This is a genomic window from Peptoniphilus sp. oral taxon 386 str. F0131 (genome assembly GCF_000090945.1).
GTDB classification, from domain to species: domain Bacteria; phylum Bacillota; class Clostridia; order Tissierellales; family Peptoniphilaceae; genus Anaerosphaera; species Anaerosphaera mikwangii.
The window spans coordinates 1,348,374-1,374,543 of record NZ_GL349422.1; the positions used below are offsets into that span (position 1 = coordinate 1,348,374).

At 31.5% G+C, this 26,170-nt stretch carries 27 protein-coding genes, 2 tRNA genes and 1 riboswitch; of the genes, 6 read left to right on the forward strand and 23 right to left on the reverse strand.

All coding sequences use genetic code 11. The features are described from left to right. Positions 1-100 precede the first annotated feature (100 nt). From HMPREF0629_RS06395 to HMPREF0629_RS06425, 7 genes are all read right to left on the reverse strand, one after another. Positions 101-2,152 (reverse strand): bifunctional 4-hydroxy-3-methylbut-2-enyl diphosphate reductase/30S ribosomal protein S1, encoded by a 2,052-nt coding sequence (locus HMPREF0629_RS06395; protein ID WP_255263834.1) that lies wholly within the window; start codon positions 2,150-2,152, stop codon positions 101-103. After that, entirely contained in the window at positions 2,133-2,711 is a 579-nt protein-coding gene (locus HMPREF0629_RS06400) for a 1-acyl-sn-glycerol-3-phosphate acyltransferase (protein ID WP_009222522.1), read from the reverse strand. Before HMPREF0629_RS06400 ends, HMPREF0629_RS06395 begins: the two co-directional genes overlap by 20 nt. After that, positions 2,701-3,351 (reverse strand): (d)CMP kinase, encoded by a 651-nt coding sequence (gene cmk, locus HMPREF0629_RS06405; RefSeq protein WP_009222523.1) that lies wholly within the window; start codon positions 3,349-3,351, stop codon positions 2,701-2,703. Before cmk ends, HMPREF0629_RS06400 begins: the two co-directional genes overlap by 11 nt. Before the next feature lie 298 nt (positions 3,352-3,649). Then, complete coding sequence (locus HMPREF0629_RS06410) at positions 3,650-4,483, reverse strand: YgcG family protein (protein ID WP_039856729.1); 834 nt, start codon at positions 4,481-4,483, stop codon at positions 3,650-3,652. A gap of 11 nt (positions 4,484-4,494) precedes the next feature. Then, positions 4,495-5,049 (reverse strand): LemA family protein, encoded by a 555-nt coding sequence (locus HMPREF0629_RS06415; protein ID WP_009222525.1) that lies wholly within the window; start codon positions 5,047-5,049, stop codon positions 4,495-4,497. A 1-nt stretch (position 5,050) separates the two neighbouring features. After that, complete coding sequence (gene thiI, locus HMPREF0629_RS06420) at positions 5,051-6,226, reverse strand: tRNA uracil 4-sulfurtransferase ThiI (protein WP_009222526.1); 1,176 nt, start codon at positions 6,224-6,226, stop codon at positions 5,051-5,053. A gap of 4 nt (positions 6,227-6,230) precedes the next feature. After that, positions 6,231-7,376: a cysteine desulfurase family protein gene (locus HMPREF0629_RS06425; RefSeq protein WP_009222527.1), complete on the reverse strand. Its 1,146-nt coding sequence runs from the start codon at positions 7,374-7,376 to the stop codon at positions 6,231-6,233. 110 nt (positions 7,377-7,486) lie between these two features. Here HMPREF0629_RS06425 and HMPREF0629_RS06430 point away from each other — a divergent pair, with 110 nt between their 5' ends. The 5 genes from HMPREF0629_RS06430 (at position 7,487) to HMPREF0629_RS06450 (ending at position 10,024) form a co-directional block, all read left to right on the forward strand. Next, positions 7,487-8,410 (forward strand): ribonuclease H-like domain-containing protein, encoded by a 924-nt coding sequence (locus HMPREF0629_RS06430; RefSeq protein ID WP_039856731.1) that lies wholly within the window; start codon positions 7,487-7,489, stop codon positions 8,408-8,410. Between the two features lie 53 nt (positions 8,411-8,463). Then, positions 8,464-9,159, forward strand: coding sequence for a purine-nucleoside phosphorylase (gene deoD / locus HMPREF0629_RS06435; protein ID WP_009222529.1), 696 nt, complete (start codon positions 8,464-8,466; stop codon positions 9,157-9,159). Positions 9,160-9,186: 27 nt separating this feature from the next. After that, complete coding sequence (locus tag HMPREF0629_RS06440; RefSeq protein WP_009222530.1) at positions 9,187-9,777, forward strand: helix-hairpin-helix domain-containing protein; 591 nt, start codon at positions 9,187-9,189, stop codon at positions 9,775-9,777. A 64-nt stretch (positions 9,778-9,841) separates the two neighbouring features. Beyond that, positions 9,842-9,916, forward strand: a tRNA-Trp gene (locus tag HMPREF0629_RS06445). Between the two features lie 31 nt (positions 9,917-9,947). Next, positions 9,948-10,024, forward strand: a tRNA-Ile gene (locus HMPREF0629_RS06450). 90 nt (positions 10,025-10,114) lie between these two features. Here HMPREF0629_RS06450 and HMPREF0629_RS06455 read toward each other — a convergent pair. The 11 genes from HMPREF0629_RS06455 to HMPREF0629_RS06510 all read right to left on the reverse strand — a co-directional run bounded on the left by HMPREF0629_RS06455 (position 10,115) and on the right by HMPREF0629_RS06510 (position 18,892). Then, on the reverse strand, positions 10,115-10,723 hold the full coding sequence (locus HMPREF0629_RS06455; protein ID WP_009222531.1) for an ECF transporter S component: 609 nt from the start codon (positions 10,721-10,723) through the stop codon (positions 10,115-10,117). 71 nt (positions 10,724-10,794) lie between these two features. Further along, positions 10,795-10,911: riboswitch (FMN riboswitch) on the reverse strand. Between the two features lie 40 nt (positions 10,912-10,951). Next, positions 10,952-11,668, reverse strand: a complete 717-nt coding sequence (locus tag HMPREF0629_RS06465) for a TraX family protein (RefSeq protein ID WP_039856734.1) — start codon at positions 11,666-11,668, stop codon at positions 10,952-10,954. Between the two features lie 14 nt (positions 11,669-11,682). Further along, positions 11,683-13,077, reverse strand: a complete 1,395-nt coding sequence (locus HMPREF0629_RS06470) for a L,D-transpeptidase family protein (RefSeq protein ID WP_009222533.1) — start codon at positions 13,075-13,077, stop codon at positions 11,683-11,685. A gap of 105 nt (positions 13,078-13,182) precedes the next feature. Next, positions 13,183-13,902 (reverse strand): metallophosphoesterase, encoded by a 720-nt coding sequence (locus HMPREF0629_RS06475; protein ID WP_218015363.1) that lies wholly within the window; start codon positions 13,900-13,902, stop codon positions 13,183-13,185. Between the two features lie 71 nt (positions 13,903-13,973). Further along, positions 13,974-14,711 (reverse strand): prolipoprotein diacylglyceryl transferase, encoded by a 738-nt coding sequence (lgt, locus tag HMPREF0629_RS06480; RefSeq protein WP_009222535.1) that lies wholly within the window; start codon positions 14,709-14,711, stop codon positions 13,974-13,976. Next, entirely contained in the window at positions 14,701-15,357 is a 657-nt protein-coding gene (gene deoC / locus HMPREF0629_RS06485) for a deoxyribose-phosphate aldolase (RefSeq protein WP_039856894.1), read from the reverse strand. Before deoC ends, lgt begins: the two co-directional genes overlap by 11 nt. Further along, a complete protein-coding gene (locus tag HMPREF0629_RS06490; protein WP_050748000.1) occupies positions 15,353-15,955 on the reverse strand; it encodes a flavodoxin family protein in 603 nt (200 codons plus the stop codon). The genes deoC and HMPREF0629_RS06490 overlap by 5 nt, the downstream gene beginning before the upstream one ends. Further along, entirely contained in the window at positions 15,956-16,696 is a 741-nt protein-coding gene (locus HMPREF0629_RS06495; protein WP_009222538.1) for a YebC/PmpR family DNA-binding transcriptional regulator, read from the reverse strand. Positions 16,697-16,872: 176 nt separating this feature from the next. Then, complete coding sequence (gene rpmF / locus HMPREF0629_RS06500; protein ID WP_009222539.1) at positions 16,873-17,052, reverse strand: 50S ribosomal protein L32; 180 nt, start codon at positions 17,050-17,052, stop codon at positions 16,873-16,875. A 2-nt stretch (positions 17,053-17,054) separates the two neighbouring features. After that, positions 17,055-17,579 (reverse strand): DUF177 domain-containing protein, encoded by a 525-nt coding sequence (locus tag HMPREF0629_RS06505; RefSeq protein ID WP_009222540.1) that lies wholly within the window; start codon positions 17,577-17,579, stop codon positions 17,055-17,057. Positions 17,580-17,689: 110 nt separating this feature from the next. Next, positions 17,690-18,892 (reverse strand): acetate kinase, encoded by a 1,203-nt coding sequence (locus HMPREF0629_RS06510; RefSeq protein ID WP_009222541.1) that lies wholly within the window; start codon positions 18,890-18,892, stop codon positions 17,690-17,692. Between the two features lie 77 nt (positions 18,893-18,969). On the opposite strand from HMPREF0629_RS06510, the gene HMPREF0629_RS06515 reads away from it, so the two are divergent. Next, the gene (locus tag HMPREF0629_RS06515; protein WP_039856737.1) at positions 18,970-20,145 is read left to right on the forward strand and encodes a nucleotidyltransferase family protein; all 1,176 of its coding nucleotides are present in this window, start codon (positions 18,970-18,972) and stop codon (positions 20,143-20,145) included. A 164-nt stretch (positions 20,146-20,309) separates the two neighbouring features. On the opposite strand, the gene HMPREF0629_RS06520 is transcribed toward HMPREF0629_RS06515, so the two are convergent. Genes HMPREF0629_RS06520 through HMPREF0629_RS06540 form a run of 5 tightly spaced genes read right to left on the reverse strand, consistent with a single transcriptional unit; the run spans position 20,310 to position 26,040 of the window. After that, positions 20,310-22,142: an oligopeptide ABC transporter substrate-binding protein gene (locus HMPREF0629_RS06520; RefSeq protein WP_036728304.1), complete on the reverse strand. Its 1,833-nt coding sequence runs from the start codon at positions 22,140-22,142 to the stop codon at positions 20,310-20,312. Positions 22,143-22,196: 54 nt separating this feature from the next. After that, complete coding sequence (locus HMPREF0629_RS06525) at positions 22,197-23,117, reverse strand: ABC transporter permease (RefSeq protein ID WP_009222543.1); 921 nt, start codon at positions 23,115-23,117, stop codon at positions 22,197-22,199. A 15-nt stretch (positions 23,118-23,132) separates the two neighbouring features. Then, entirely contained in the window at positions 23,133-24,095 is a 963-nt protein-coding gene (gene opp4B / locus HMPREF0629_RS06530) for an oligopeptide ABC transporter permease (RefSeq protein WP_009222544.1), read from the reverse strand. Beyond that, a complete protein-coding gene (locus tag HMPREF0629_RS06535; protein ID WP_039856739.1) occupies positions 24,095-25,036 on the reverse strand; it encodes an ATP-binding cassette domain-containing protein in 942 nt (313 codons plus the stop codon). Before HMPREF0629_RS06535 ends, opp4B begins: the two co-directional genes overlap by 1 nt. Beyond that, positions 25,036-26,040, reverse strand: coding sequence for an ABC transporter ATP-binding protein (locus tag HMPREF0629_RS06540; RefSeq protein ID WP_039856741.1), 1,005 nt, complete (start codon positions 26,038-26,040; stop codon positions 25,036-25,038). Before HMPREF0629_RS06540 ends, HMPREF0629_RS06535 begins: the two co-directional genes overlap by 1 nt. Between the last annotated feature and the right edge of the window lie 130 nt (positions 26,041-26,170).

Sequence of the window (26,170 nt, forward strand, 5' to 3'; positions counted from 1 at the left end):
TCATAAGAAATAAAAATGCTCTATATTAGCTGTAATTAAAATAATTTTCAGCTAATATAGAGCATAAAAAATCGCAAGGTAACTTGCGATTTTAAATTCATTAATTTTCTAAATTAATATTTCCGAAAAGATCTCCGATAGTTGTATTAAATTCTTCTTGTTTTGGAGCTTCAACTTTTTCTTCAACTACTTCTTCTTCAACTTTTTCAACAACAGGTTCTTCAGAAACAACTTCTTCAACTACTTCTTCAGGCTCTTCATCTTCAATCAATGCTTTCATTGATAGAGAAATCTTTTTGTTTTCTTCATCAATGTCAGTAATTTTAACTGTAACTTCTTCGCCCATAGTAAGTTTATCAGCAGGCTTTTCAACATGTTCTTTAGATATTTGAGAAACATGTAGAAGTCCATCTACTCCTGATTCAAGTCTTATAAATGCACCGAATTCAAGTAGGTTTACTACTTTACCTTCAACTACATCTCCAACTTGTGTTGTACTTACAAAAATATCCCATGGTTTTTTAGTAGTTTGTTTTAAGCCAAGAGCAATCCTATTCTTTTCTTCATCTACTGTTAAAACTTGAACTTCTACTTTTTGTCCGGGTGCTACTACATCAGCAGGATGTTTTACTCTGTTCCAAGATAATTCTGAAATGTGAATTAGTCCGTCTACTCCGCCTAAATCTATAAATGCGCCGAAATTTGTAAGTCTTTGAACTGTTCCTTCTATTACATCGCCTTCTTGTAAAGATTCATAAACTGATTTTCTCTTTGCTTCTAATTCTTCAGCTTCTACATTCTTTCTTGATAAAACGACTTTTCTCTTTGATTTATCAAAATCTATAATATCACATACGAATTCTTGACCAACATATTTTGACAAATCTCTTTGGAACCTAACTGATGCATGTGATGCAGGAATAAATGCATTTACTCCATTAAATTCAGCAGTTAAACCGCCCTTTACAACTGATTTAACTTTTGCAGTTACTCTTTCCTTGTTGTTGAATTTTTCTTCAACTTCGTCCCATACCTTAATGTTTTCCACTCTCTTAGATGAAAGTACAACATTGCCATCGCCATCATCAATCTTTAATACATAAACTTGGATTTTATCTCCCGGTTTAAATAAGTCTGATGGTTTAACTTCAGGGTCGTTTGAAAGTTCTTCTCTTGAAATTATTCCATCGGATCTGTATCCGATATTAACCATAACCTCATTTTCGTTTACGAAAAGTACTTCACCTTCAACTACCTCTCCTCTTCTAATTTTCTTAAAAGAGTTTTCAATCGCTTCCATCATTTCATTGTTGTCAAAATTTTCCATACTACTAACAGCCTCCTTGATCACCGAATCAGGTGTGGATGCACCCGCGGCAATACCTATTTTATTAAATTTTTTAAATTTACTATATTCAAGGTCCTCTATCGACTCTAATAAATATACATTTTTACAGTGTAGCTTTGCAACATCAGCAAGTTTTTTAGTATTGGAACTGTTTTTTCCTCCAAGTACAATCATAGCTTCTACTTCTTTTGATAATTCCAATACACTCTGTTGCCTATTTTTAGTTGCACTACATATAGTATTATAAACTAAAACTTCATCTTTTGAAATATCTTTTATAAGATTTATTAATTTTTTATATCTTTCTTCATTGTTTGTAGTTTGCGATACTACACAAAGTTTTCCATCGGGAATTTTTTCAATATCAGTTTCATTTTCTATTATAGTTGCACTATCATTACAATATGAATTTATCCCTATAATTTCAGGATGTTCCTTCATTCCGAATATAACTATATTATACCCTTTGTTATAATTCTCATTTACTATATCATAAATCATAGATACCTTTTTACAAACACAGTCAACTATCTCATTATTTGAATTTTTCAGTTTATCTATTACCGACTTATGAACACCGTGAGACCTTATTATAACTTTTGAATTTTTAATTCCATCCACATTATCTATCTGCTTAACCCCAAGCTTGCGTAAATCGTCTACTACTCTTCTGTTGTGAACTAATTCTCCTAAAGAATATACTCCCTCATCAGCATTATCTATAGCAAGCTTTACAGCTCTTTTTACTCCGCCGCAAAACCCTGCATTTTTTGCAACTGTTACTTTAATTTCCATCAACTCCATTGTAAATGGTTTTCAATATATCAGAAGCTATACTCTCATATTGCTCTATATTTTGTTTTTCCAAATCTCTTATATCAATTGGCTCTTTTATAACAAGTTTCATTTTTTTAAACAGCTTATAATTTCCATCAATATACATCGGAACGATTAATGTTCTTGCCCTATGCGCTATCATAGCAACGCCTGGCTTTGCCATTGAATAATCTATTTTTCTTACTCTTGTTCCCTCAGGAAATATTCCGACAATCTCACCATTTTTTAAAATTCTGAGCGCATTTTTTACAGATTTTACATCTGCTGTCTGTCTATCAACCGGAAAAGCTCCCATTGCCTCTATAAACTTTCCTACAAGCTTATTTCTCCAAAGCTCTTTTTTTGCCATCCAGTATATCTTATGTTTTAAACAAGCATCTATAAAAGCAGGGTCCCAATTACTCTTATGATTGGGACATATCAAAAGAGGTCTATCTTCAGGCAAATTTTCAATCCCTATTACCTCAAATCCAAAAAAGATTTTAAAAAAAACGAATAAAATAAATCTGATTATCCTATAAAACATTTTTACCCCTTATAATATCTAACATATAATCAAGTGTCTGCCTTAAATCCAAATTGCTATTATCTACCAAATACGCATCATCAGCTTTTTTTAGCGGTGAATTTTCTCTGTGAGAATCATTATAATCCCTATTAATTAAATCTTCTCTTATCATTTCAAAATCCGCAATTTCTCCCTTTTTTAAAAGCTGTTCATATCTTCTTTTTGCCCTGATATCAACCGTTGCTGTTAAAAAAAACTTATACTTTGCATCTTTAAGGACAACAGTACCTATATCTCTGCCCTCCATTACGACAGAAATTTTCTTTGCAATTTTTTGCTGTATAAAAACTAAAAATTCTCTCACAAATTTATACTTAGAAATATCGGATGCCATTTTAGAAATTTCTTCAGTTCTTATATTTTCAGAGATATCATCTCCATCAAGATAAATCTTTCCATCTTTATAATCAATATCCGTCTCTATAAGAAGTTTTTTTATGTCTTCTTCAGTTATTGCCGAATTTTTTTTCGCCTTATATGCTATTGCTCTATACATAGCTCCCGTATCTATATACGAAATGTCAAGCTCCTTTGCCAACATTTTTGCTACTGTACTTTTCCCGCTGCCCGCAGGACCGTCTATTGCAACTGAATACATTATTCCTCCATAAAAAAATCACTGAAATATCAGTGATCTCAAAATTATTCTTTTCAACAAATAGTAATACCCTTCACTCTTTAAGAAACACTTAATCTACGCTTAATATTATAACTTAACATATATAAAATAACAAGCTGATTGTTTACATAATATTTAAAAGCAGGATAATATGTGTGCTGAAATAAGCTCAAATTTTTTTGAAATACTTCCACTGAAAATCATTAAAAATCTAAATGAACTTATAAAAATAATACAAAAGGATAGGTTCAAATATTTAATCCTATCCTCTATATTCTTACCAACCTCCGCTGGCACCGCCACCGCCGGATGAACCGCCTCTACCTGAAAAACCGCCACCAAATGAACCGCCGCCTGATGAGCCTCTAAACGAACCTCCACCAAAAAAATCATGGCCATGATATCTGCGTCGCTTTCCTTTTTTTCGAGGTTTAATCATATTTGATGTAATTACTATCAATATAATAATTACAAATATAATCATATCCTCGCTGAATGTTAATTCATCTTCATTTTTATATTCAGAATATTCCAAGTATTCACCATACATCGGTTGTTTTATATTTTCAATTTCAACTCCATACTCTTTTGCATAATGTGACAGTATTTCATTATAACCTTCCATTATTCCATCTTGATACATTTTGGATTTGTCAGATTCATCACTGTTTCTTTTGAAAATTTCCGCCATATTTCTTATTGTTCTTGATGCATAAGCATCCGGTATAAATCCTTCAGCTCCGTATCCCGTTTCAATCCTCATTTTTCTGTCATCAATGGCAAATAAAATCAAAACTCCATTGTCTTGTTTTTCATCACCTATTTTCCATTTTTCAAACAACTTTGTAGCATACTGCTCAATATCATAATTTTCAAGAGAATTTATTATTACAACTGCAATTTGTCCCTTTGTCTTATTCTGCAAATCACTATTGGTGTTGTTTATATATTCTATATTTTCATCACTTAAAATATTAACCTCATCATATACACAACCTCTTGCAGCTGATGGAGATACCAATATTTTATCTAATGATGCTGCGGCAAATACATTTGTCGAAAATAAAAGCAAACAAACTGTTAAAAATATAAATCTCCTAATGTTTTTCATGGTCTTATCCTCTAAAATTTAACATCCGGTGCTTGTTGATCTTCCGGATTAGCCTCAAAATATCCCTTTTTTTCAAATCCAAAAGCTTTTGCAAATAAATTCATCGGAAAAGATCTCACAACTTCGTTGTACTCCTTAACGGTTTCGTTATATCTTCCTCTCTCTGTAGCTATTCTATTTTCTGTTCCCTCTAATTGAGCTTGTAAATCCAAGAAATTTTGATTTGCTTTAAGCTCCGGATAGTTTTCAACTACTACATTTAATTTTGATATTGCACTTGTTAGTTCATTATCCGCTTTAGAAAGTTCTTCGGGATTTTGTGCATTTTGAACTTTATTTCTCGCCTCTACTACTTTAAGGAATGTTTCTTCTTCATGAGACGCATATCCTTTAACAGTTTCGACTAAGTTCGGAATTAAATCAGCACGCCTTTTTATTACCACTTGAACTTGTGAATATGCTGCATCAACTTCATTATCAAGTGTTACAAGTTTATTGTACTTCGGAACTAACAATCCTCCAACAATTACAACTACTGCTAAAATAAAAACTATAATTTTCTTCATTTTATGCCTCCTGCTTAATCTTTACAATTTTCATTTCAGAAATTGCATTATTAACAAGTTCTTCTACATTAAGCGGTTCTTCAGACTTTTCAATATCGGATAATCTCGGTTTTAATGAAGGATGTTTCGGTAAGAATACTGTACAGCAATCTTCAAATGGAAGTATTGATGTCTCGTATGTTCCTATTTTTTTAGCTATATCCATAATATCAACCTTATCTAAACCTATCAAAGGTCTAAATATAAGTCTATCCGTTATCCTATTTGTTACGTTTAACCCGTCTATTGTCTGAGATGCAACCTGTCCTAAATTTTCACCTGTTATTATCGAATTATACCCATTTTTATCAGAAATCTTCTCTGCAATCCTCATCATAAATCTTCTTGATATTATAGTCATTTCATCTTCCGGACAATTTTTATTTATTTCCTTTTGAATCGGAAGCAAATTTACTGAATATATTGTAAGATTTCCCGTATATGCCGATAAAATCTTCGCAAGGTTATGAACCTTTTCTTCAGCCCTATCCGATGTAAAAGGATATGAGTGAAAATGAAGAGCATCTATTTGTACTCCTCTTTTTGCCATTAAAAAACCTGCAACCGGTGAATCTATTCCTCCCGATAATAACAACAGCCCTCTGCCGTTTGTTCCAATCGGAAGTCCTCCGTGCGCCTTGTATCTTTGAGTATAAAAATATATATCTTCTTTTACATCGCAGTATACATATAAATCAGGATTGTGAACATCTACTTTAAGCTCTGTATTTTTAAGTACTATTCCCCCAATTTTATTATTTACATCCATTGATTTTAATTCATAATTTTTATCCGCCCTTTTTGTATGTGCCTTAAAAGTTTTGATATCTGAATTTTTCTCCATAGCTTCTTTTACAACTTCAAGCACAGCTTTCTCAAATTCATCCGAATTTCTCTTTATTCTTATACAAGGACTTATATATACTATTCCAAACACATGCTGAACTCTTTTTATTATACTTTCAAAAGATTCATAATCTGCAAGTATATAAATTTTCCCCATATCATTAAATATTTTTTCATAACCTATATCTGCTATTGCTCTTTTTACTTGTCCTACTATTTTGTCTATAAAATTTTTTCTGTTTTTCCCTTTCAGCATTACTTCGCCAAGGCTTATACTTATAACTCTATCCACTTAATCACCTTTTCATTATACTTCTAATTTCATTAACATAAAATTTCAATCTGTCTATAAATAAATCTATATCTTCAATTGTTATATCTTTTGAACTGCATATTCTGATTGTTCCTTCAGCATATTCTCTCTTAATTCCCATTGCCTCAAGCACATGACTCTTATGTGTTCCATTCGATGTGCAGGCGGATGCGGTTGATACATATATTTCATCCTGTTCTAAATAATGCAACAACACTTCCGCTCTTGTATCTTTAATCGACACCGAAACTATATATGGTGATGAATTTTCAGGAGTGTTAATTTTTATATCATCTATGGTATTTAATGAATTTATCAAATATTTTTTTATTTCTACAGCATGATTGTGCTCCTTAGAGAAATTTTCTTTTATAATCTTAGCCGCAATCCCGAACCCAAGTATCCCCGGTACATTTTCAGTTCCGGATCTGAGTCCGCTTTCCTGTCCTCCCCCAATTACAAGAGAATTTATCTTTATATTTGATTTTAAATATAGTGCTCCTATTCCCTTAGGACCATAAATTTTATGACCGCTCATAGAATACGAATCACAACCTATTTTTCTAAGATCCACATCTATCTTTCCAATAGCTTGAACCCCATCTATGTGAACAAGCACATTTTTGTTTATAGATTTAATTTTTTTGACTATTTCTTCGATAGGATTTACAGTTCCAATTTCATTATTTACATGAAATAACCCAACTACTATCGTATTGTCATCTATTTCCCTGTACAAGCTGTCTAAATCTAAATTTGCATTTTCATCTACACCTATCTCTACTACTTCAAAACCCCTATCAACATAACTTCTAAGTTGTTCAAGTACAGATGCATGTTCTATCTTTGTTGTTATTATCTTATTTCCAAGTCTTTTATTTTTATTTATAAATCCATGCAACGCAATATTATTACTTTCAGTTCCGCCGGATGTAAAATATATTTCACTCGGCGATACATTTACAAGCCTCGCAAGATTTTCTCTTGCAACATCAATCTTTTTTTCTATTTCATGCCCAAACCTGTGCAGTGACGACGGATTTGCAAAGTCATCTTTAAGTGCGGAAACAACAGCTTCAACTACTTCTTCCCTCGGTTTTGTAGTTGCACAATTATCTAAATAAATCATACTATCTCCTTTAATAAAATTAACCCTTATTTCACTATAATAGCTAATTATTGTCAATATAAACATTATAGAGTACAATTAAGATAATTTAAAGTGTGGTGAATAAAAAAATGAAAGAATTATTATTTGATTTAGAAATTAAAAATGAATACATATTGAAAAATTTTAAAAATAGTATTGTACTTGATATAGAAACTACAGGACTGTCAAGAAAATACGATGCAATTTTTTTAATAGGAATAATAGAAATAGAAAAGAATACTAAAACAAAACTGCTATTTGCAGAAAATTTAAAAGAAGAGTTAAATTTACTTAAATCTCTAAATTTAAATGGAAAAAATATCATCACATACAACGGAAATAGATTTGATATTCCGTTTATAAACTCAAAACTGACAGAATATAATCTAAGTCCTCTATCAATTAACAGCTTTGATTTATACAATTATGTAAATAAATTTAAACATATATTAAATTTAAAAAGCTACAAACAAAAGAATATAGAAGAATTTTTAAACATAAATAGAAGTGACTTTATCAGTGGTGGTGAAGTTTGTAACAACTACAAAACTTATTTGCAAACCAAAAATGAAATGCTGCTCCATTCAATTTTAAAACATAACAAAGACGACGTTGAATGCCTCTTAAATTCACTTGAAATCATAAATTATATAGAAAATAAATCAATTTTTTATGTAGATGAGCATAAATTTATAATTGAAGATATATTTTTTGATAAAAATTTTTTAACCATAAAGGGAACTACAAGCTACAATAAAAACTTAAATTATAATCTTTTTAATAAAAATTTAGAAATAAGAAACAAAATTTTTTCATACACCATTGAGATACGAGAAGATTATTATAGCAAAGATAAAAAATGTAAGTATATTCTCTCAAGCGATTATTACGATATAGAAAATAAAACGGAATTTCCTGCTCCAAGAGGAGTTTATCTTTTATATTTAAACAATATTTTATTTGAAAATATATTAAATCTATCTAAAACTCTTACTCAACAAATTATACAATAAACCGTCTTGAAAGACTTTAATTTTTAATATACAATATTTTCAGGAGGGATTTTATGACACCACATATAAATGCTAAAGATGGAGCTTTTGCTAAAACAGTTTTAATGCCAGGAGATCCGTTAAGGGCAAAATTTATTGCAGAAAATTTTTTAACAGATGCCAAACTTGTAACTAATGTTAGAAATATGCTTGGATATACAGGAGCTTACAATGGAAAGGAAGTTTCTGTCATGGGAAGCGGAATGGGTATTCCGTCAATAGGAATTTATTCTTATGAGCTCATTAAATTCTATGGAGTTGAAAATTTAATCAGAGTCGGTTCTTGCGGAGCTTACAGTAAAGACTTGGAACTATTTGATATTGTACTTGCACAAGGGGCATCTACAAATTCAAATTATCAAAGCGGATATAATTTAAACGGAAACTATAGTGCGCTCGCAGATTTTGATCTTTTATTAAAAGCATACAATTCAAGTTTAAAACTTGGCATTACTCCTCATGTAGGAAATGTACTATCTTCAGATATCTTCTATCATGATAATCCTGAAGAATGGAAAAATTGGGCTAAAATGAATATTCTTGCAGTTGAAATGGAAAGCTATGCTCTTTATGCAAATGCACAAAGACACGGTGCAAAAGCACTGACTATACTAACCGTTTCAGATTCTCTTGTTACTCATAAAGAAACAACATCGGAAGAAAGAGAAAAATCATTCACTAATATGATGGAAATAGCACTTAATATCTAAATTGTAAATTTTGTCTCGGAGGTTGTAATGAATAATCTAAATAGAAATCAAATTAAAATGATTGCTTCTATACTCGTTATCCTCCTAATTTTTATTGCTAAAATATATATAGACAACGAAAAAAGCAAATCAGAAAATATAGATAGCTCTGAAAATCTAAACGAAGTACTAACTCTATCACAAGACATTAAAACACAAGATGAAAATACGACAATATATGTTCACGTCTGTGGCAGAGTTAAAAACCCGGGACTTATAAATCTTCCTGCAAATTCAAGAGTTATTGATGCCGTTAATGCGGCAGGCGGTATGTATGATGATGCTGATATTGATAATATAAACCTTGCAAAAAAATTAAATGATGAAGATAAAATTTACATACCGGTATTCGGTGAAAATACTGACTCCGAATACATCTCGGAAAATAAAAAAATAAACATTAACACGGCGGATATGCAGATGCTGACATCTCTACCCGGAGTCGGAGAAAAAACGGCTAAAAAAATAATTGATTACAGAACAAAAAATCAATTTAAAAATATAGAAGATATAAAGAGCGTTTCCGGATTTGGAGAAAAAAAGTTCAATGCAATTAAAGAACTTATTACAGTAAATTAAAATAATGCTTGAAATTATTAAAATTTTTTGTTAAACTATACCTTGTTATTGTGAATAGTAATTTAGGGGTATAGTTCAGTGGTAGAACATTGGTCTCCAAAACCAAGTGTCGTGGGTTCAAGTCCTGCTACCCCTGCCAAATAAACCTTGTATAATACAAGGTTCTTTTAGGACTTGTAGCTCAGGTGGTTAGAGCGCACGCCTGATAAGCGTGAGGTCGGAGGTTCGAGTCCTCCCAGGTCCACCATAAAACTTAGTGCGAAAGCACTTTTTTTATTTCAAATTTTATTATATAAAAAAATCCGATGCAGAGCATCGGATTACTTTTTTAATTAAATTAACCTTTTAAAAGCGGACTTATCTTCTTATAGACAAGTATTGTTACAATGGAAACTACAAATCCCTTAATTAGATTAAACGGAATAATAGAATAAATCATCATAGTCCATAAACTGTTTATTTTAGGAGTGATTGCAGAACCTGCTCCTATTATCGCTTCCATAGGCATAAATAATTTTGCATAAAGCGGAAATATAAAGAAATAGTTTGACACAACAGCACTTGCTGTCATAAGCAATACTCCGACTGTAAGCCCGATAATCGCATTTTTAAAGGTCTTATTACCTCTGTATATAACCCCTGCTGTAACTGCAAATATACTTCCAACTATAAAATTTGATAAAGGTCCTATACCTCCTGTATGTGTTCCCTGAATCAAAATGTGAAGTACATTCTTTAAAGCTGAAATAGCAACTGCCGCTACAGGTCCCATTGTGAAAGCTCCAACTAAAATCGGCAAATCTGAAAAATCAAATTTCATAAAACTTGGTGCTACAAATGCAAGCGGAACTTGAAAATACATAAGTACAAATGCAACTGCACCAAGCATTCCAATTCTGCTAATCGCCTTAACTCTACTTCTACCGCTACTTTTTACACTGTTCATAAATAACCCTCCAAAGATTTATTTGGGCATTAAAAAAAGCCCCTTCTTCGGGGCATAATTGCAAAATAAATCGCAACCTTCTTTCATCCAGACTATACTGTCGGCACTTGAATTTCACAAGTTCAGTCCATAAAGACTCGTGGGCTTTACCACCGGTCAAGGATTTTCACCTCGCCCTGAAGATATTTACTGAAGTAAGTATACCATATTAATAAACGTTTTACAACCCTATACTTTAAAAATGTTAATTCTAATTAAATAAATTATTATTAAATGGAGCGGATAAAAAATATAGAAAAAATATTTCATCTTTAATCCTCTTTTCCCATTATAAAAATAAATCGGAATCATACTGAGATAAACCGTCATGGCAGGCATCTCGAATAGAAATGCCGGAATAATTCCAAGAACCTGATTTTTTCTATTCTCTCTCAATTCATATAATATAAAAGCTGCCACTATTCCAAAAAAACCATAATCCGATCTTATAAGAGTTGAGACAACACAAGTAATTAAAAACAAGCTTAATTTCAATAGCTTATTATTTTCAAAATATTCCATTAAATATAACATTAAAACTATCAAAGAAAGTTCAAAATATATATTTTGTCCCCAAAATTCCAAAACTTTATTTTTAAAAGCCAAATCAAATGGAATTTCAGATATAAATGCAAAAATCAAAAGCCTGATAAAATATTTTTTCTTATCTCTTGTATGAGTATACCCTTCAATTAATAAAAATAAAAACAGAGGAAATGCTATTCGCCCTATAAATCTTAAAATAATATCAACTCTTCCCGCATTGTTCATCCACATCGCAGGAAGATTAACAGAATTAACGGGATACATTTTTTCAACTATACCTGCTCCTATATGGTCTATCAACATAGTAAGTATAGCTATAATTTTCAAGGTACTTCCACTAAATCCTCTATTTCGCTCCATAACTTCTCCTCTCATCAGCTTTGTACTGAATTCATCGGAATAATTTGAGTATTTGAATCATATACAACCACAGGCATTCCAACAAAAGTATTTTCAAAAAGTTGATGCATCAAATCAGGCGGTGTATTTATACAGCCGTGAGAACCGTTAGTGATATACAAATCCTTTCCATATTCACTTCTCCAGTCAGAGTCATGTAAACCGCAACCTGACCAATTAAACGGCAACCAATAATTTACATGACTTTTATAATCATCCCCTGTTAAAAATCTATCTTTTTCCCTAGTCCATATCTTACCGACTCCGGTAGGAGTTGCATTTCCCGTTGACGGATTTCCTGATACAATATCCGTTTCCATGATGAGCTTTCCATCTTTATACAGCCACATATGCTGCCTTGCAAGGTCTATTTCGATATAAGCACTTCCGAGGTCATTTTTCTTTCTGGATTGTGCTGTCAACTTATATACAGGTTCAAGTGTTACAGTTTTTGTTTCTTCAAGCGCCTTTACAAGTTGTTTTGTAGTTTCATCTATATTTGTACTCCAACCATAAATTCCTCCGCTTGTTCTGACCATTCCAATTCCTGTAGCATAAAAATTTCTGTCTTTTCTAAAAGTATCGTACTTGTTGGATAATAAATATACATAGCTCTTTACCTTATCTATATCAGGCACAAGCAAACCATCTTTATTTTCAACATATAACTTTAAAAGCTCTTCATTTTTCAATATTTCTTTTCTATCATCAAAATTATATGTTACTTCAAATGAATTCAGTTTATTCATCTGAGCAAGCAAATTATTCAGCTTTACATCACTTGCATACAAATTAGGAGATATATAAATCTTTTCTTCTTCCAAGTTTATAATTTCTTTTTTATCATATACATGATCTAAAATCTTTTTAAGAAGCAATTTTCTATTTATTCTATTTCCCAAAACTTCTTTTTCTATTATAAATTTATTATTTTTAAAAATTATTTTAGCATCTTTAGGCTGAATCATTTCATCAGTAGAAAGCTTTAATTTATTTATACATTTTTCAAGTTTTTCTCTATCATAGGTTATCTTATGTTTAAGTTCATAATCCTTCGGTATAAGAAAATAAAATGCCCAATAAAACGATTTTTGGTTTATAGATTGTCCCGGTTCTAATTTATCTTTATAATCAAAATCTGATACCTTTATTTGCTCCCTGCCGTCTCTTTCTATAAGAGTTAACTCAAATTTATCATAATTTGAGTTATAAGTATTATAAAATTCTGACAGTTTTGTAAAACTTACATCTTTTCCGTTAATTCTTGAATTCGGTAAAAAAACTTTGCTGAAAACATAAAATCCCAAAATATAAATTGACAGTAGAATAAAAATTATAAAATATAGCGAAAACTTAAATGCCCTTCTCATCTTCTCCTCCTAAACTATATTAAATATTAACAATAATTTTTACTAAAGTAAATAGAATTACAAAGTTGTAAATATATTGTAATCTATTAAAAATAATCCTTAAAATTAAGGATTATCTTCTATTTCTATTTGAGAATATGAAATTCTGTTAAAAAATCTAATATAAATACTCTGTCCTAATCCTGAATCAATATAGAAATTTGTATTCTCAATTTGATAAAGTCCTTTGCTGTATTTAGGAAAAAATTTAGGCCCATGATCTATAATTTGCCCTAAAAACGGAAGTCTGATTTGTCCTCCATGCTTATGCCCGCTTAAAACTAAATCATATAATTTTTGGTTATTCAAAAAATTCTCGGGACTATGCGATAATAAGATATTGTAATTGTTAAAATTTAATTTTTCATTTATTACATTATCAACTCCAAATCCATTACCGTAAATAGCTATGTCATTGTCTAAAATATTTACAGTTTCACATTTTCCGCTTAAGTTTACTATTCCATACCTGTCTAAAATTTCATATATTTTTTTATTTTCATTATCAATTTCATGATTCCCATCTACAAAATATGTTTTATAATCTTTAAATATGCTTAAAAATAGATCTATTCTTCTATATTTTGAAGTACCTCTGCTCACAATATCTCCTGTCAAAAAAATAAAATCCGGATTATAAATATTTATTTCTCTTCTAAGTCTATTTAAATTAACAAAAACATTATTATGAAAATCCGATATTTGAACTATCCTTATAGTACCTCTGACTTTACCGCTCTTAATTTTTAATCTATTCGTTTTAAATACAGAAACCTCATAAAACATATAAATCAAAAATATTAAAAAAATTATTCTTATCATCACTCATTCCAATCGAAACATAAAAAGAGAAGCTGTTAATTACTTCTCTTTTTATTATACAAAATATAAACTGCTCCTATTAAAACCATAACTATACTGACAATCTGAGAAACTCTAAATACTCCTATATATAATGAGTCCGTTCTTAGCCCTTCTATAAAAAATCTTCCCATTCCATAGAAACATAGATATGTCATAAAAATTTGACCGTCAAATTTTTTTCTGTCAAATAGATATTTATACAAAAATATAAATATTAATACATCCAAAATAGATTCGTATAAAAACGTAGGGTGAACTTTTACTCCGTCAACTAATATACCCCACGGAAGATTTGTCGGTCCTCCATGCGCCTCTTCGTTTATAAAATTTCCCCATCTTCCTATTCCCTGTGCAAGAGATAATCCCGGAACAATTACATCTGCAAATTTTAAAAACGAAATTTTTTTAAACTTACTAAATACATATCCGACTAATATTCCTGTGAGTATTCCTCCATATATTGCAAGTCCGCCATTTCTAATTGCAAATATTTCATTTGGATGAGTACTGTAATATTCCCATTCAAATATCACATAGTATGCTCTTGCTCCAATTATTCCAAAAATCATAGCAACAGCCGCAAAATCTGTGACAACTCCATTATACATTTTTTCTTTTTTTGACAATTTATCATCAAAATATATCGCAAGAAAAGCTCCCAATGCAATTAATATACCATACCATCTTACATCTATATTAAATATGGTAAATGCAATAGGATTAATTTTCATCTAAATACTCCTTAACTATTGCTATTCCTGCACTAACACCAAGTCTTGTAGCTCCCGAGTCAATCATTTCAAGTGATGTCTTTAAATCTCTTATTCCTCCCGATGCTTTAACTTCCAGATTATCTCCGACTACCGACTTCATAAGTTTTACATGATGAGCTGTTGCTCCATGAGAACTAAATCCTGTAGATGTCTTTACAAAATCAGCACCTGCATTCATTGAAAGTTTACAAGCTTTAATTATTTCCTCATCTGATAACAGACATGTTTCCAATATTACTTTTACTATCCTTCCATCAGCGGCATCCACAACTGCTTTTATATCTTTTTCAACTGCATCAAACTCTTCACTTTTTAACAGTCCTACATTTATAACCATATCAACTTCAGCTGCTCCGTTTTTAACGGCTTCTCTTGCTTCAAATGCCTTTAATTCCGTTGTATTTGCTCCTAAAGGGAATCCTATAACTGTACAAACTCCAACTTCACTTCCCTTTAAAATCTCACTTGCATATTCAACCCAATATGGATTTATACAAACAGATTTAAAATTGTATTTTAATGCCTCTTCACACAAATTTTTAACTTGTTCTCTTGTAGATTCCGGCTTTAATAATGTGTGATCTATCATTCTATTTATTTCAATTTTCATTTATACCTCCTTCAAATCTATAAACATTACTTACGTTAAAATCTAATTTTATACTATCTAAGAAACTTACAAACTCATCGTTATTTTCATTAATCGGAAATCTATCGGTATTGCTGACCTCTACAAACATATTCTTTTTGCAGCTTGTAGCTTTAAAAAAATGATCAAAAACAAGCTCCGAACCTAAAAATTGATTTTCTTGATTAAATGCTCCCCCATTTATAAGTGCAATTCCATATTTTTCTTTAATAGGTCTAAGCTTTAATATAAATTTTCTCGACCAATATACCTGTGTTCTGTCAATAAACTGCTTTGTCAATGATGAAACCGAGTTGAAATAAATCGGAGTAGACACAATAATTAAGTCCGCCTCTTCAATTTTAGAATATATTTCCGTTAAATCATCTTTTACTACACACTTAGGAACTCTCCCACAGCCGTAGCATGAAGTACATCCATCATAATTCAAGTCTCTTAAAGTATATTTTTCTAAATCTTCATCTTGCAATTTAAACTTTTTTACAAACAGTTCAAGAAATTTATCAGTATTGGAATTTTTTCTTGAACTTCCCATAATGGCTAAAATTTTCAACTATTCTTCCTCTTCAGGTCTATCCCAATTAGTATATACCTCTTGAACATCGTCATTATCTTCAAGAATGTCAATTAGCTTTATCATTTTCTTTATGTCATCTTCACTTTCAAGAGCCGTATAATTTTGAGGAATATAACTTATATCAGAATGAATGAACTCATACCCCATTTCCTCAAGTCCGTTTCTAACCACATGATATTCCTCAGGAGCCGTTAATATTTCAAATACATCTTCTCTATCAATTACATCATCCGCACCAAGCTCTATCGCACTCATCATCAACTCATCTGCATCTATGCTGTCAGTCTTTTCTATTCCAAGCTGTCCTTTTTTATCAAACATAAATGAAACACAACCCGGTTGTCCTAAATTTCCGCCATACTTATCAAAAGCATGTCTTATATCCGGAGCTGTTCTATTTCTATTATCTGTTAAACAATTTACCATAATAGCTATTCCGCTCGGTCCGTATCCCTCATAAGTTATTTCTTCATAATTTGAATCGGCATCGGCACCTGCGCCTTTTTTTATTGCTCTTTCTATATTGTCATTCGGCATATTTTCAGCTTTAGCTTTATCTATTGCTACCTTTAGAGATGGATTGTATTCCGGATCAGGTCCACCCTCTTTTACTGCAACCATAATATAACGTCCAAGCTTTGTAAAAATTCTTCCACGTCTTGCGTCTTCTTTGCCCTTTTTATTTTTTATGTTATTCCATTTAGAATGTCCTGACATTACCCTACCACCTTTCGATTTTTATTTTATTATATTATTACAACTTTTTATTTTATCATACATACATCTTTTTTTCATTAATAATTATTCCTTAACCAAAAGCATAAAATAAAGCACATCATAAAATGTGCTCTTAATTATTTTTAAACTAAAAAAACTTCCCGTAGGAAGTTTAATTAATCCATTGCAACAACTTCTTTTCCATCATAGTAACCGCAACTTGGACATACTCTATGTGGCATTTTAGCCTCATGGCAATTTGGGCATTCTACGATAGTAGTTTTATTTAATCTATAAGAAGATGCTCTTCTTTTATTTCTTCTTTGCTTTGAAGTTTTTCTCTTTGGTACAGCCATTGTTACACCTCCTCATCATTAAACAAATTCATCAGTTTTTCAAATCTCAGGTCTACATCCTTAGTTTTCTCACAACCACATAGGCCTTCATTTAAGTCCTTACCACATTTCGGACATAGTCCCTTACAAAATTCATCACATAAATTTTTAAAGGGCATGGACGTAATTACCTGTGATATTATTATATCATCTAAAAAAATTTCACCATCACAAAGCTCAAAATATTGAATATCCGCTCCGTCTTCATATTCCATATCGGAATTTTTCACAAAATATCCTTTCAAATTGGAAACTTGCTCTTTGACCAATGGTTTTAAACATCTATCACAATGAGTATTATACTTATAATTTATTGACAAATCAAGTAATAATTCACTTTCTAAATCAAAAATAGTTCCACTATATTCAATCGGAAAAATCAAATTTAAATTTGAAATGTCATAATCACTTTGTTGATGTTCAAGCTTACCGCTAAATTCCATTTTTTTATCAGGGCTTTGCAGAAAATCTTTTATATTAAGCTTCATATTTCACCTCTAAAAAACCAGTGCAAGTTATTATACATTAATATTTAAAATTTGTCAATTGCATAAATAAAGACGAAGAAAAAATTCTTCACCTTTATTTACGTCTTAAACTATTTTACTAACCTTAAAGTATCTCTTGCTATCATCAATTCTTCATTTGTAGGAATTGACAATACCTTAATTTTTGATTCAGGACTTGATATAATTCTTTCTTCGCCTCTCATATTATTTGCTTCATCATCTATCTTAAGTCCAAATGCTGATAATCCGTTTATAATATTTGCTCTTGTCTCTTTAGAATTTTCTCCGAGACCTGCTGTAAATACTATTGCATCAATTTCATCTAAGCTTTTAAATTCAGTCATATATGCACCGATAATTTTTCTTACATTGTTTTCAAAAATGTCAAGTGCAAGCTTTGATCTTTCATTTCCCTCACTGCAAGCATCCTCAATATCTCTGAAATCTGAACTTACTCCACTTATTCCGAGAACTCCTGATTCTTTATTTAAAATATTATTTACTTGCTCAGCACTTAAATGTTCCTTTTCCATTAGATAAGGTACTATTGCCGGGTCAATTATTCCCGAACGAGTTCCCATTGCAAGTCCGTCAAGTGGTGTAAATCCCATTGAAGTGTCATAAGATTTACCGTTCTTAACAGCAGTAATACTTGAACCGTTGCCAAGGTGACATGTAATTAAATTTATTTCATTTACATCTTTTCCTAAAATTTCAGCAGTTCTATTTGTTATATACATATGAGATGTTCCGTGGAATCCATATCTTCTAATCTTGTATTTTTCATAAAATTTATATGGTATCGCATATAGATAATTTATAGGAGGCATTGTTTGATGAAATGCCGTATCAAATACTGCAACTTGCTTTACATTAGGAAGCAAGCTCTTGCACGCTTCAATACCCATAATGTTAGGCGGATTATGAAGTGGAGCAACTTCTACATTTTTATTTATAGCTTCCATAACATTATCATCTATTACAACACTTTGTGCAAAATCTTCTCCACCGTGAACTACTCTATGTCCAACCGCTCCTATTTCATCAAGAGATTTGATTGCACCGAATTCAGGATCCACTATTGAGTTCATAACTAACTTAAGTGCATCGTTATGGTCCTTTAACGGTTCTTCTATAACTTTCTTTTCTTTTCCTATTGTTTCGTGTTTTATACGAGAGCCTTCTATACCAATTCTTTCAACAAGTCCCTTTGCAATTACCTTTTCTCCATCCATATCAATCAATTGATATTTTAGTGAAGATGAACCACAGTTAATAACTAATATTTTCATTTGATCCTCCTACTTTTAATTTTATTAATTTTATTATATCATATTTATTAGAATTATAAAATATTGGAGAAATTATTATGAAAACCGCAGCTATAATAGCAGAATATAATCCGTTTCATAACGGACACCTATACCAACTGAAAAAAATAAAAGAAAAAAATCTAAATGCCGTTATAATAATGAGTTCATCATTTACTCAAAGAGGTACTCCTGCGATAATAGATAAATTTGCCAGAACAAAAATTGCCCTAACTTACGGTGCAGATTTAGTATTAGAACTTCCCGTTATATTTTCAACATCAAACGCTGAAATTTTTTCCAAAGGTGCAATAAATATACTTGAGAGCTTAGATTCAATAGACTATTTATATTTTGGAGCTGAAGACAGCTTGGAAAATCTTCTAAAAATAAATGAAAAGATAGAACTCAACAAAAAAAACTCCGAAGAAAAATTAAAAAACTATTTATCAGCCGGAAAATCATATCTTGAAGCAAGAGAACTGTCCTATGATTTTTTAGACGACACGGAAATTGAAATACTGAAAAAGTCAAATAACATACTCGGCATAGAATATCTAAAAGCATTAAAACATATAAATTCATATATTCAACCTGCCGTAATCCAAAGAAAAAACACTTGTCATAACTCAGATTTAATAATTGATAATTTTACATCTGCAAGCAGTATAAGAAAGCTGATTGAAAATAAAAATCTGAATTCAATTGAAAACTTGGTGCCTAAAAAGTCATTTGATGAAATTAAAAACAGCTCCTATAATTTTCAAGACAGATATTTTGAAATCTTTAAATTCTTAGTGCTCAGTCAAAAGATTAACTACGAAAATTATGTCGATTATGAAAACGGACTTGAAAACAGATTTATGAAATACCTTAGTAATAAAAACATATATGACTTTATAGAATCCGTATCTTCAAAACGATATACCAAATCGAGAATATCAAGACTTATAACTCAAATTATACTTGATATTAAAAAAGATTTTATATTTGAGGCTTTAAACGCAAATTATATAAGAATTTTGGGAATAGGGAAAAACGGAACTGAAATTTTAAAAGTTTTGAAAGATAAAAATATTTTTTTCATAGATAAATTTGCAAAAATAAACTCTCTAAACAAAAACTCAACAATCAAACAAATTGCCGAAAAGGAAATTTTTGCAACTAATATGTATAATATGATGATAAACAAAAACTTTATGGAAGACTATTTGAAAAGTCCGATAATAATTTAAAATCATAAATTAAATATAAAAACTGAAATAATATAATTTCATTTTACAATCATTCTAATTTTGCATGCTATATTTATATTCTAAATACCTGCAAAATTAAACTTTTTAAATTTTATTATATAAAAAAACTACTTCAGATTTCTCTGAAGTAGTTTAATTTTTAATTAGTTTCCACTTGCTATAGGTTCGTTTGCTACAAGTTCAATCTTTGCCCAAGTGAATCCTGTTTCGCTGTCATCCCATCTCCAGTCATACATTTTTACTCTCTTGTTTATAGGAAGAATGTCTACTCTGTTCATTTGTGGGATAATTGGCACTTCATTTGTAAATACTTTTTCAAAATTATGATATAATTCTACTCTCTTTGCATCATCCATAGCTTCTGCAGAACCTAATTTTTCAACTGCTGCTTGTAATTCATCAGATGTGTAACGAGCCATATTAAATGGTGCCTTCTTTCCGAATAGTCCGATTTGGTCAGGGTCAGATGCTAATCCGAATGCAGCCATGTAACAATCAATGCCTTCATCGTCCGCTTCTAATCTGTCATAGAAGTTATGGAAATCAAGTAGTCTTCCATCAACCAATTCTACATCTAATCCGATAGATTTCCATTGTTGCATATAGTATTGAGAAAGTGGTTCTTGAATTTCTGAACCGCTCATCATTGCCAAGTTAATCTTTAAAGGATTTCCATTCTTATCTTCTCTGATGTCATCTCCGTTTACATCTTTAAATCCCGCTTCATCAAGAAGTGTTTTTGCTTTTTCAAGGTCCAACTTATATCCTGTAATTTCCGGATCATGTAGTGTTGCAAATAGTGGTGGTATAGGTGATGCAGCTGTAAATCTTAGTCCATGGTAGTATTGTTCTCCAAGTGCATCATTATCTATTGCATATCCCATTGCCTTTCTTAAGTTAGGATCTGCCATTTTTGCTTCCGGATTTACAACTACTTCGCCTTTTGCAGCATCCCATGTTCCAAGCTTAAATCCAAGATAGCTCATATATAAATCCATTCTTGTTGCTACATTTATGTTGTCAAGTTCAATTAATTCAGGGAATACATCAACATTTGTTCCAAATACAAGGTCATACTTACCTGCTTTTATAGCAGCTACTTGTTGAGATGGTGGAAGTATTTCCATTTCTAAGTTCTTAATCTTAGGTTCTCCCTTGTAGTAGTATGGATTTGCTTCAAATATTACTTTTTCTCCTGATACCATATCTTTAATAAAGTATGGACCATAAGAAAGAGGATTTTTTCTAAGTGCAGGCGATTCGATAATTTTATCCATTGCCACGCCTTCAAATTGCTTTGCATTTACAAATTCACCACAGAAACATCCTCCCCAAAGCACAGACGGAGTTATTTCTGTTAAATGTATTTTCATTGTAGAATCATCTATAACTTCAAGTCCTGAAATCTTATCAGCTTTCTTTTGGTTATAATCTACAATACCAACTATTTTTTCCATTGACTCATCAAATCTTGCAGATTGTGCTGCTGTTATATAGTCTTGGTTTGCAACTATTTCATAAGTCTTTACAATATCAGCTGTTGTTACTTGTTCTCCATTAGACCATTTAAAGTTAGGATTAATTTTGTAAGTAACTGTTTTTTCAGCTTCATCAAATGAAAGATTTATAGGTGTTTCATCACTGTTTGTAATTAATTTGAAGTCTCCGTCTACAGGAAAAGCCCCGTCCATTGTATACTTCATAAAGTTATCGTCTATCGCATCAGTATATAAAAATCCGTTAAAAACTCCCTTAAATGGAGAATCTGATACAATGGCAACCTTTAGTGTTGCACCTTCTACAGGTTCGCCTTCATTTTCAACTAATGCAGGATATTTTTCTTCAATTGCAGATGTTGTTTGCTTTACGTCAGTAGGCTCTTTTGAAGAACCTCCTCCTCCGCTTACATCTCCACAAGCTGTGAACAATAATGCACAAGCCATTATTCCAGCTAACTTAGCAATATTCTTCTTCATAATATAATTCCCTCCTATTTTTTTATCGTAAAAAGCCAAAGCTTTATTACCAAATTAACCCAATCTCTGTTTTGCATCCGATGCACGTCTTAATGCCTGTCCTACGTAGTTTATAGCAAGCATCATAAATAATAATATCAATGCTGCAGGCAACCACACATAGTATTTATATTGAATGATTTCAGGCTTTGATGCATAAGATATTAGAGTTCCAAGCGACGGAACTGATTGCGGAAGTCCAAATCCCAAATATGAAAGTGCAACTTCCACACCGATGTTTCCTGCAAGCGCAAGAGTTGAATCTACTATTATTATTGATGAAATATTAGGAAGTATTCCACCGAACATAATTTTCAGATTACTTGTTCCCATTGTCTTTGATGCATTTACATAATCTCTTCTCGCCTCAGACAATGCCTTTGAACGAACAAGTCTTGTTGTTCCCGGCCAATAAAACGCACTGAAAATCAATATAAATTGCCACACATCATATTTAGGTAATATACTTACAAATACGATTATAATCATAAGTGACGGCAAAATTCCTATAAAGTCTACTATTCTCATCCCTATTGAATCTACTTTACCGCCATAGTACCCCATTGAAAGTCCCGTAATAAGTCCGATCAATGTTGTAATTATTGTAATAGCAAAGCCGATAGTTATTGAGTTTCTTGCTCCCACAATTACATATCCCATTACACTACGTCCACCTGAATCTCTTCCGAAGAAATTCCAGAAGTTATTGAATGAAGGCGGTTCATACTTTCTAAGTATATCTACTGCCTGTAATTGTTTTAAGTCTATTGTCATTGCAGTCGCAAAAACTGTTACTATAAATACTACCAATACTATAAGCGAAAACATTGCAAGCTTATCTTTTTTAAATTCTCTTGCAATAACGGAAAAACCTGTCGGATTTTCTGTCTTTAAGTTTTCTTCCACTAAACTATTTTTTGTCTTTTTAAGTTTCATAGTTCCGACTTCCCCCTACTCTATTCTTATTCTCGGATCTACAATTGTCATTGTAATATCGGATACTAATGAACCGAGTAAGAAAAGTAGTCCGTATATTAATATCAGTGCTGTAACTACACTGTAATCTCTTGTCAATAACGACTCTAAGAAAAATTTACCCATTCCCTGATAGTTAAATATTCCCTCTGCTATTACCGAACCTCCAAGAAGTCCCGATATTTGAAATCCGAAAAATGCCGCTATCGGAAGTAACGAGTTTCTGAATATGTGTTTTGTATATACTTTATTCATCGGAACTCCCTTACTTCTTGCCGTTTTTACATAATCACATGTTTTTGCATCTATTACTTCATTTCTCAAATATTGAATTGTTCCTGTTGTACTTAATATTCCCATACACAAAGCAGGTAGAATCATATGATGTAATTTACTTAAATAGTATTCAAATGTTCCCTTTGCAAGACCGGTTGCAACTGAACCTATCGTAGGTGTCCACTTTAGTTTATATCCGAATATTAAAATTGCAAATAGATATAATACAAATGATGGAATTGCAAATGTAAAGAAGTTGAAGAATACTACTCCTTTATCAAATCTTGAACCTTGATTTTTTCCCGCAAAAATGCCTACAGGAAGTGCTATTATATACATTATTATCAATGATAAAAGAGACAGTACAAAGCTGTTTAACGCACGAGGTCCTATAACTGTAAGCACGGGTAATTTATAGTTATAACTTATTCCTAAATCACCGTGAAATGCCTTTGTAATCCATCTTATATATTGTACATACCACGGATCGTAATATCCCGCCTCAAGTCTAAGCTTTTCTATTACCTCAAGACTTACCTTAGGTCCTATAAGACCTGTAAGTGCATCTCCCGGCATCGCCTTTGCTATTATAAATACCAAGATACTTAAAATGAAAAGTTGAGGTATCATAAGAAGTATTCTTCTAAGTATTGTTTTCCACATTAGATATTACCTCCTTTTTTCTGTGCTACAAAATGTGTCTCGGACATTTTTTCAAGAGTATATACTTTTCCGTCTTTATCGTAATATTCAGAGTAAGACTGTTCATACTCTTTATCCACTAATTCTCTCTTTTCCTTTAAAATCTCTTTCGCTTTAGGATTTATTTGAGGAATTGATGCTATCAATCTCTTTGTGTATATATGCTGAGGATTATTATATATATCTTCTCTGGAACCTGTTTCTGTAAATCTTCCCCTGTGCATTATATAAATATAATCACACATATGTCTTACTACACCGAGGTCGTGAGAAATAAATATATATGACAAATTCAAATCTTTTTGTATCTTTTTTAAATAATTAAGCACTTGTGCCTGAACTGAAAGATCAAGTGCAGATACCGGTTCATCTGCAATTATAAGTTTCGGCTTGCAAGCTATTGCTCTTGCTACTCCAAGTCTTTGTCTTTGTCCGCCTGAAAATTCAAATGGATATTTATATATTGAATCCTTCGGCATACCTACTATTTCAAGTAATTCAAATACTCTTTTCTTTTCAGCTTCTTCATTAAGATTGTCAAAATTTCTAATCGGTTCCGCTAAGATGTCCAATACCCTTTTTTTCGGGTCAAGACTTGACATTGAGTCTTGAAATATCATTTGAACATCCTGATTATATTTCAGTTCTTTTCTAACCCTGGAGTCAAGAACGTTTTTTCCTTTATATATTACTTCTCCCGATGTCGCCTTCTCAAGCCCTATAATTGCTTTTCCTATGGTAGATTTTCCGGATCCGGACTCCCCTATCAAACCGTAGGTCTTACCTTCTTCTACTACCATATCTACGCCGTCTACCGCATATACATGGTCAACTACCTTATTGAAAAATCCGCCTCTTATAGGATAATGAACTTTAAGGTCTTTTACTTCAAGTAAACTCATTAGTTGTCATCCCCCTCATCAAAATAAAAATCTTTCCAGCAGGTGCATCTTACAAAATGCCCAGGACTAACTTCGTGAAGTGTAGGATTTTCTTCATGAGCCTCATGAGGTATATGAGGAATTCTTTCAGAGAATCTGCAACCTGTTCGCGGTAGGTTCTTTAATGACGGAACCATACCTTTTATTACATGAAGTTTATCATCTTCTTTATCAAGATGCGGAATTGAATTTAATAAACTCTTGGTATATGGATGTAATGGATTTGTAAACAGTTCTTCACTTTCTGCAAGTTCAACTATCTCTCCTGCATACATTACTGCAACCCTATCCGCCATTTGCGCAACTACACCGAGGTCATGAGTTATAAGTATTATTCCCGCTTTAATTTCTTTTTGTAAATCTGATATCAAGTCTAAAATCTGTGCTTGAATTGTTACATCAAGAGCTGTTGTAGGCTCGTCAGCTATTAATATTTTGGGTTTGCAGCTAAGTGCTATTGCTATCATAACACGCTGACGCATACCACCGGAAAGCTGATGAGGAAATTGTCTATATATTCTTTCAGGCTTTTCAATTCCTACTCTTGACAATAGTTCAAAGGCTCTTTGTTTTCTCTGCTCTGCATTAAGATCCGTATGATATATAAGTCCTTCCTCTATTTGTTGACCTATTCTTTGTAGCGGATTAAGAGCTGAAAGAGGATCTTGAAATATCATTCCTATCTTTCCGCCTCTTATCTTGTTATATTCCTCTTCATTGAGTTCAAGTATATTTTTCCCCTCAAAATTAACTTCACCTGACACTCTGGTATAATTAAAATCATGTAACCCCATTATAGTGGTAGCTAATGTGCTTTTTCCACATCCGGACTCTCCAACTATTGCAAGAACTTCATCTGAATATAGAGTTAGGCTCACATCATCAACAGCATCATAATAATTATCCCTAATTCTAAATCCGGTATGCAGATTCTTCATTTCGCATAAAGCTATTTTTCCTTCCATTTTTTCACCTATTTTCCAACGTAACTATTTAAAGTAATAATTTCTTGTAATGAAATTTTACCACGAATTTGTCATAATATCAATTTAATAAATTTTATTTTATACTTTTTAATATAATTTGATTTATCGA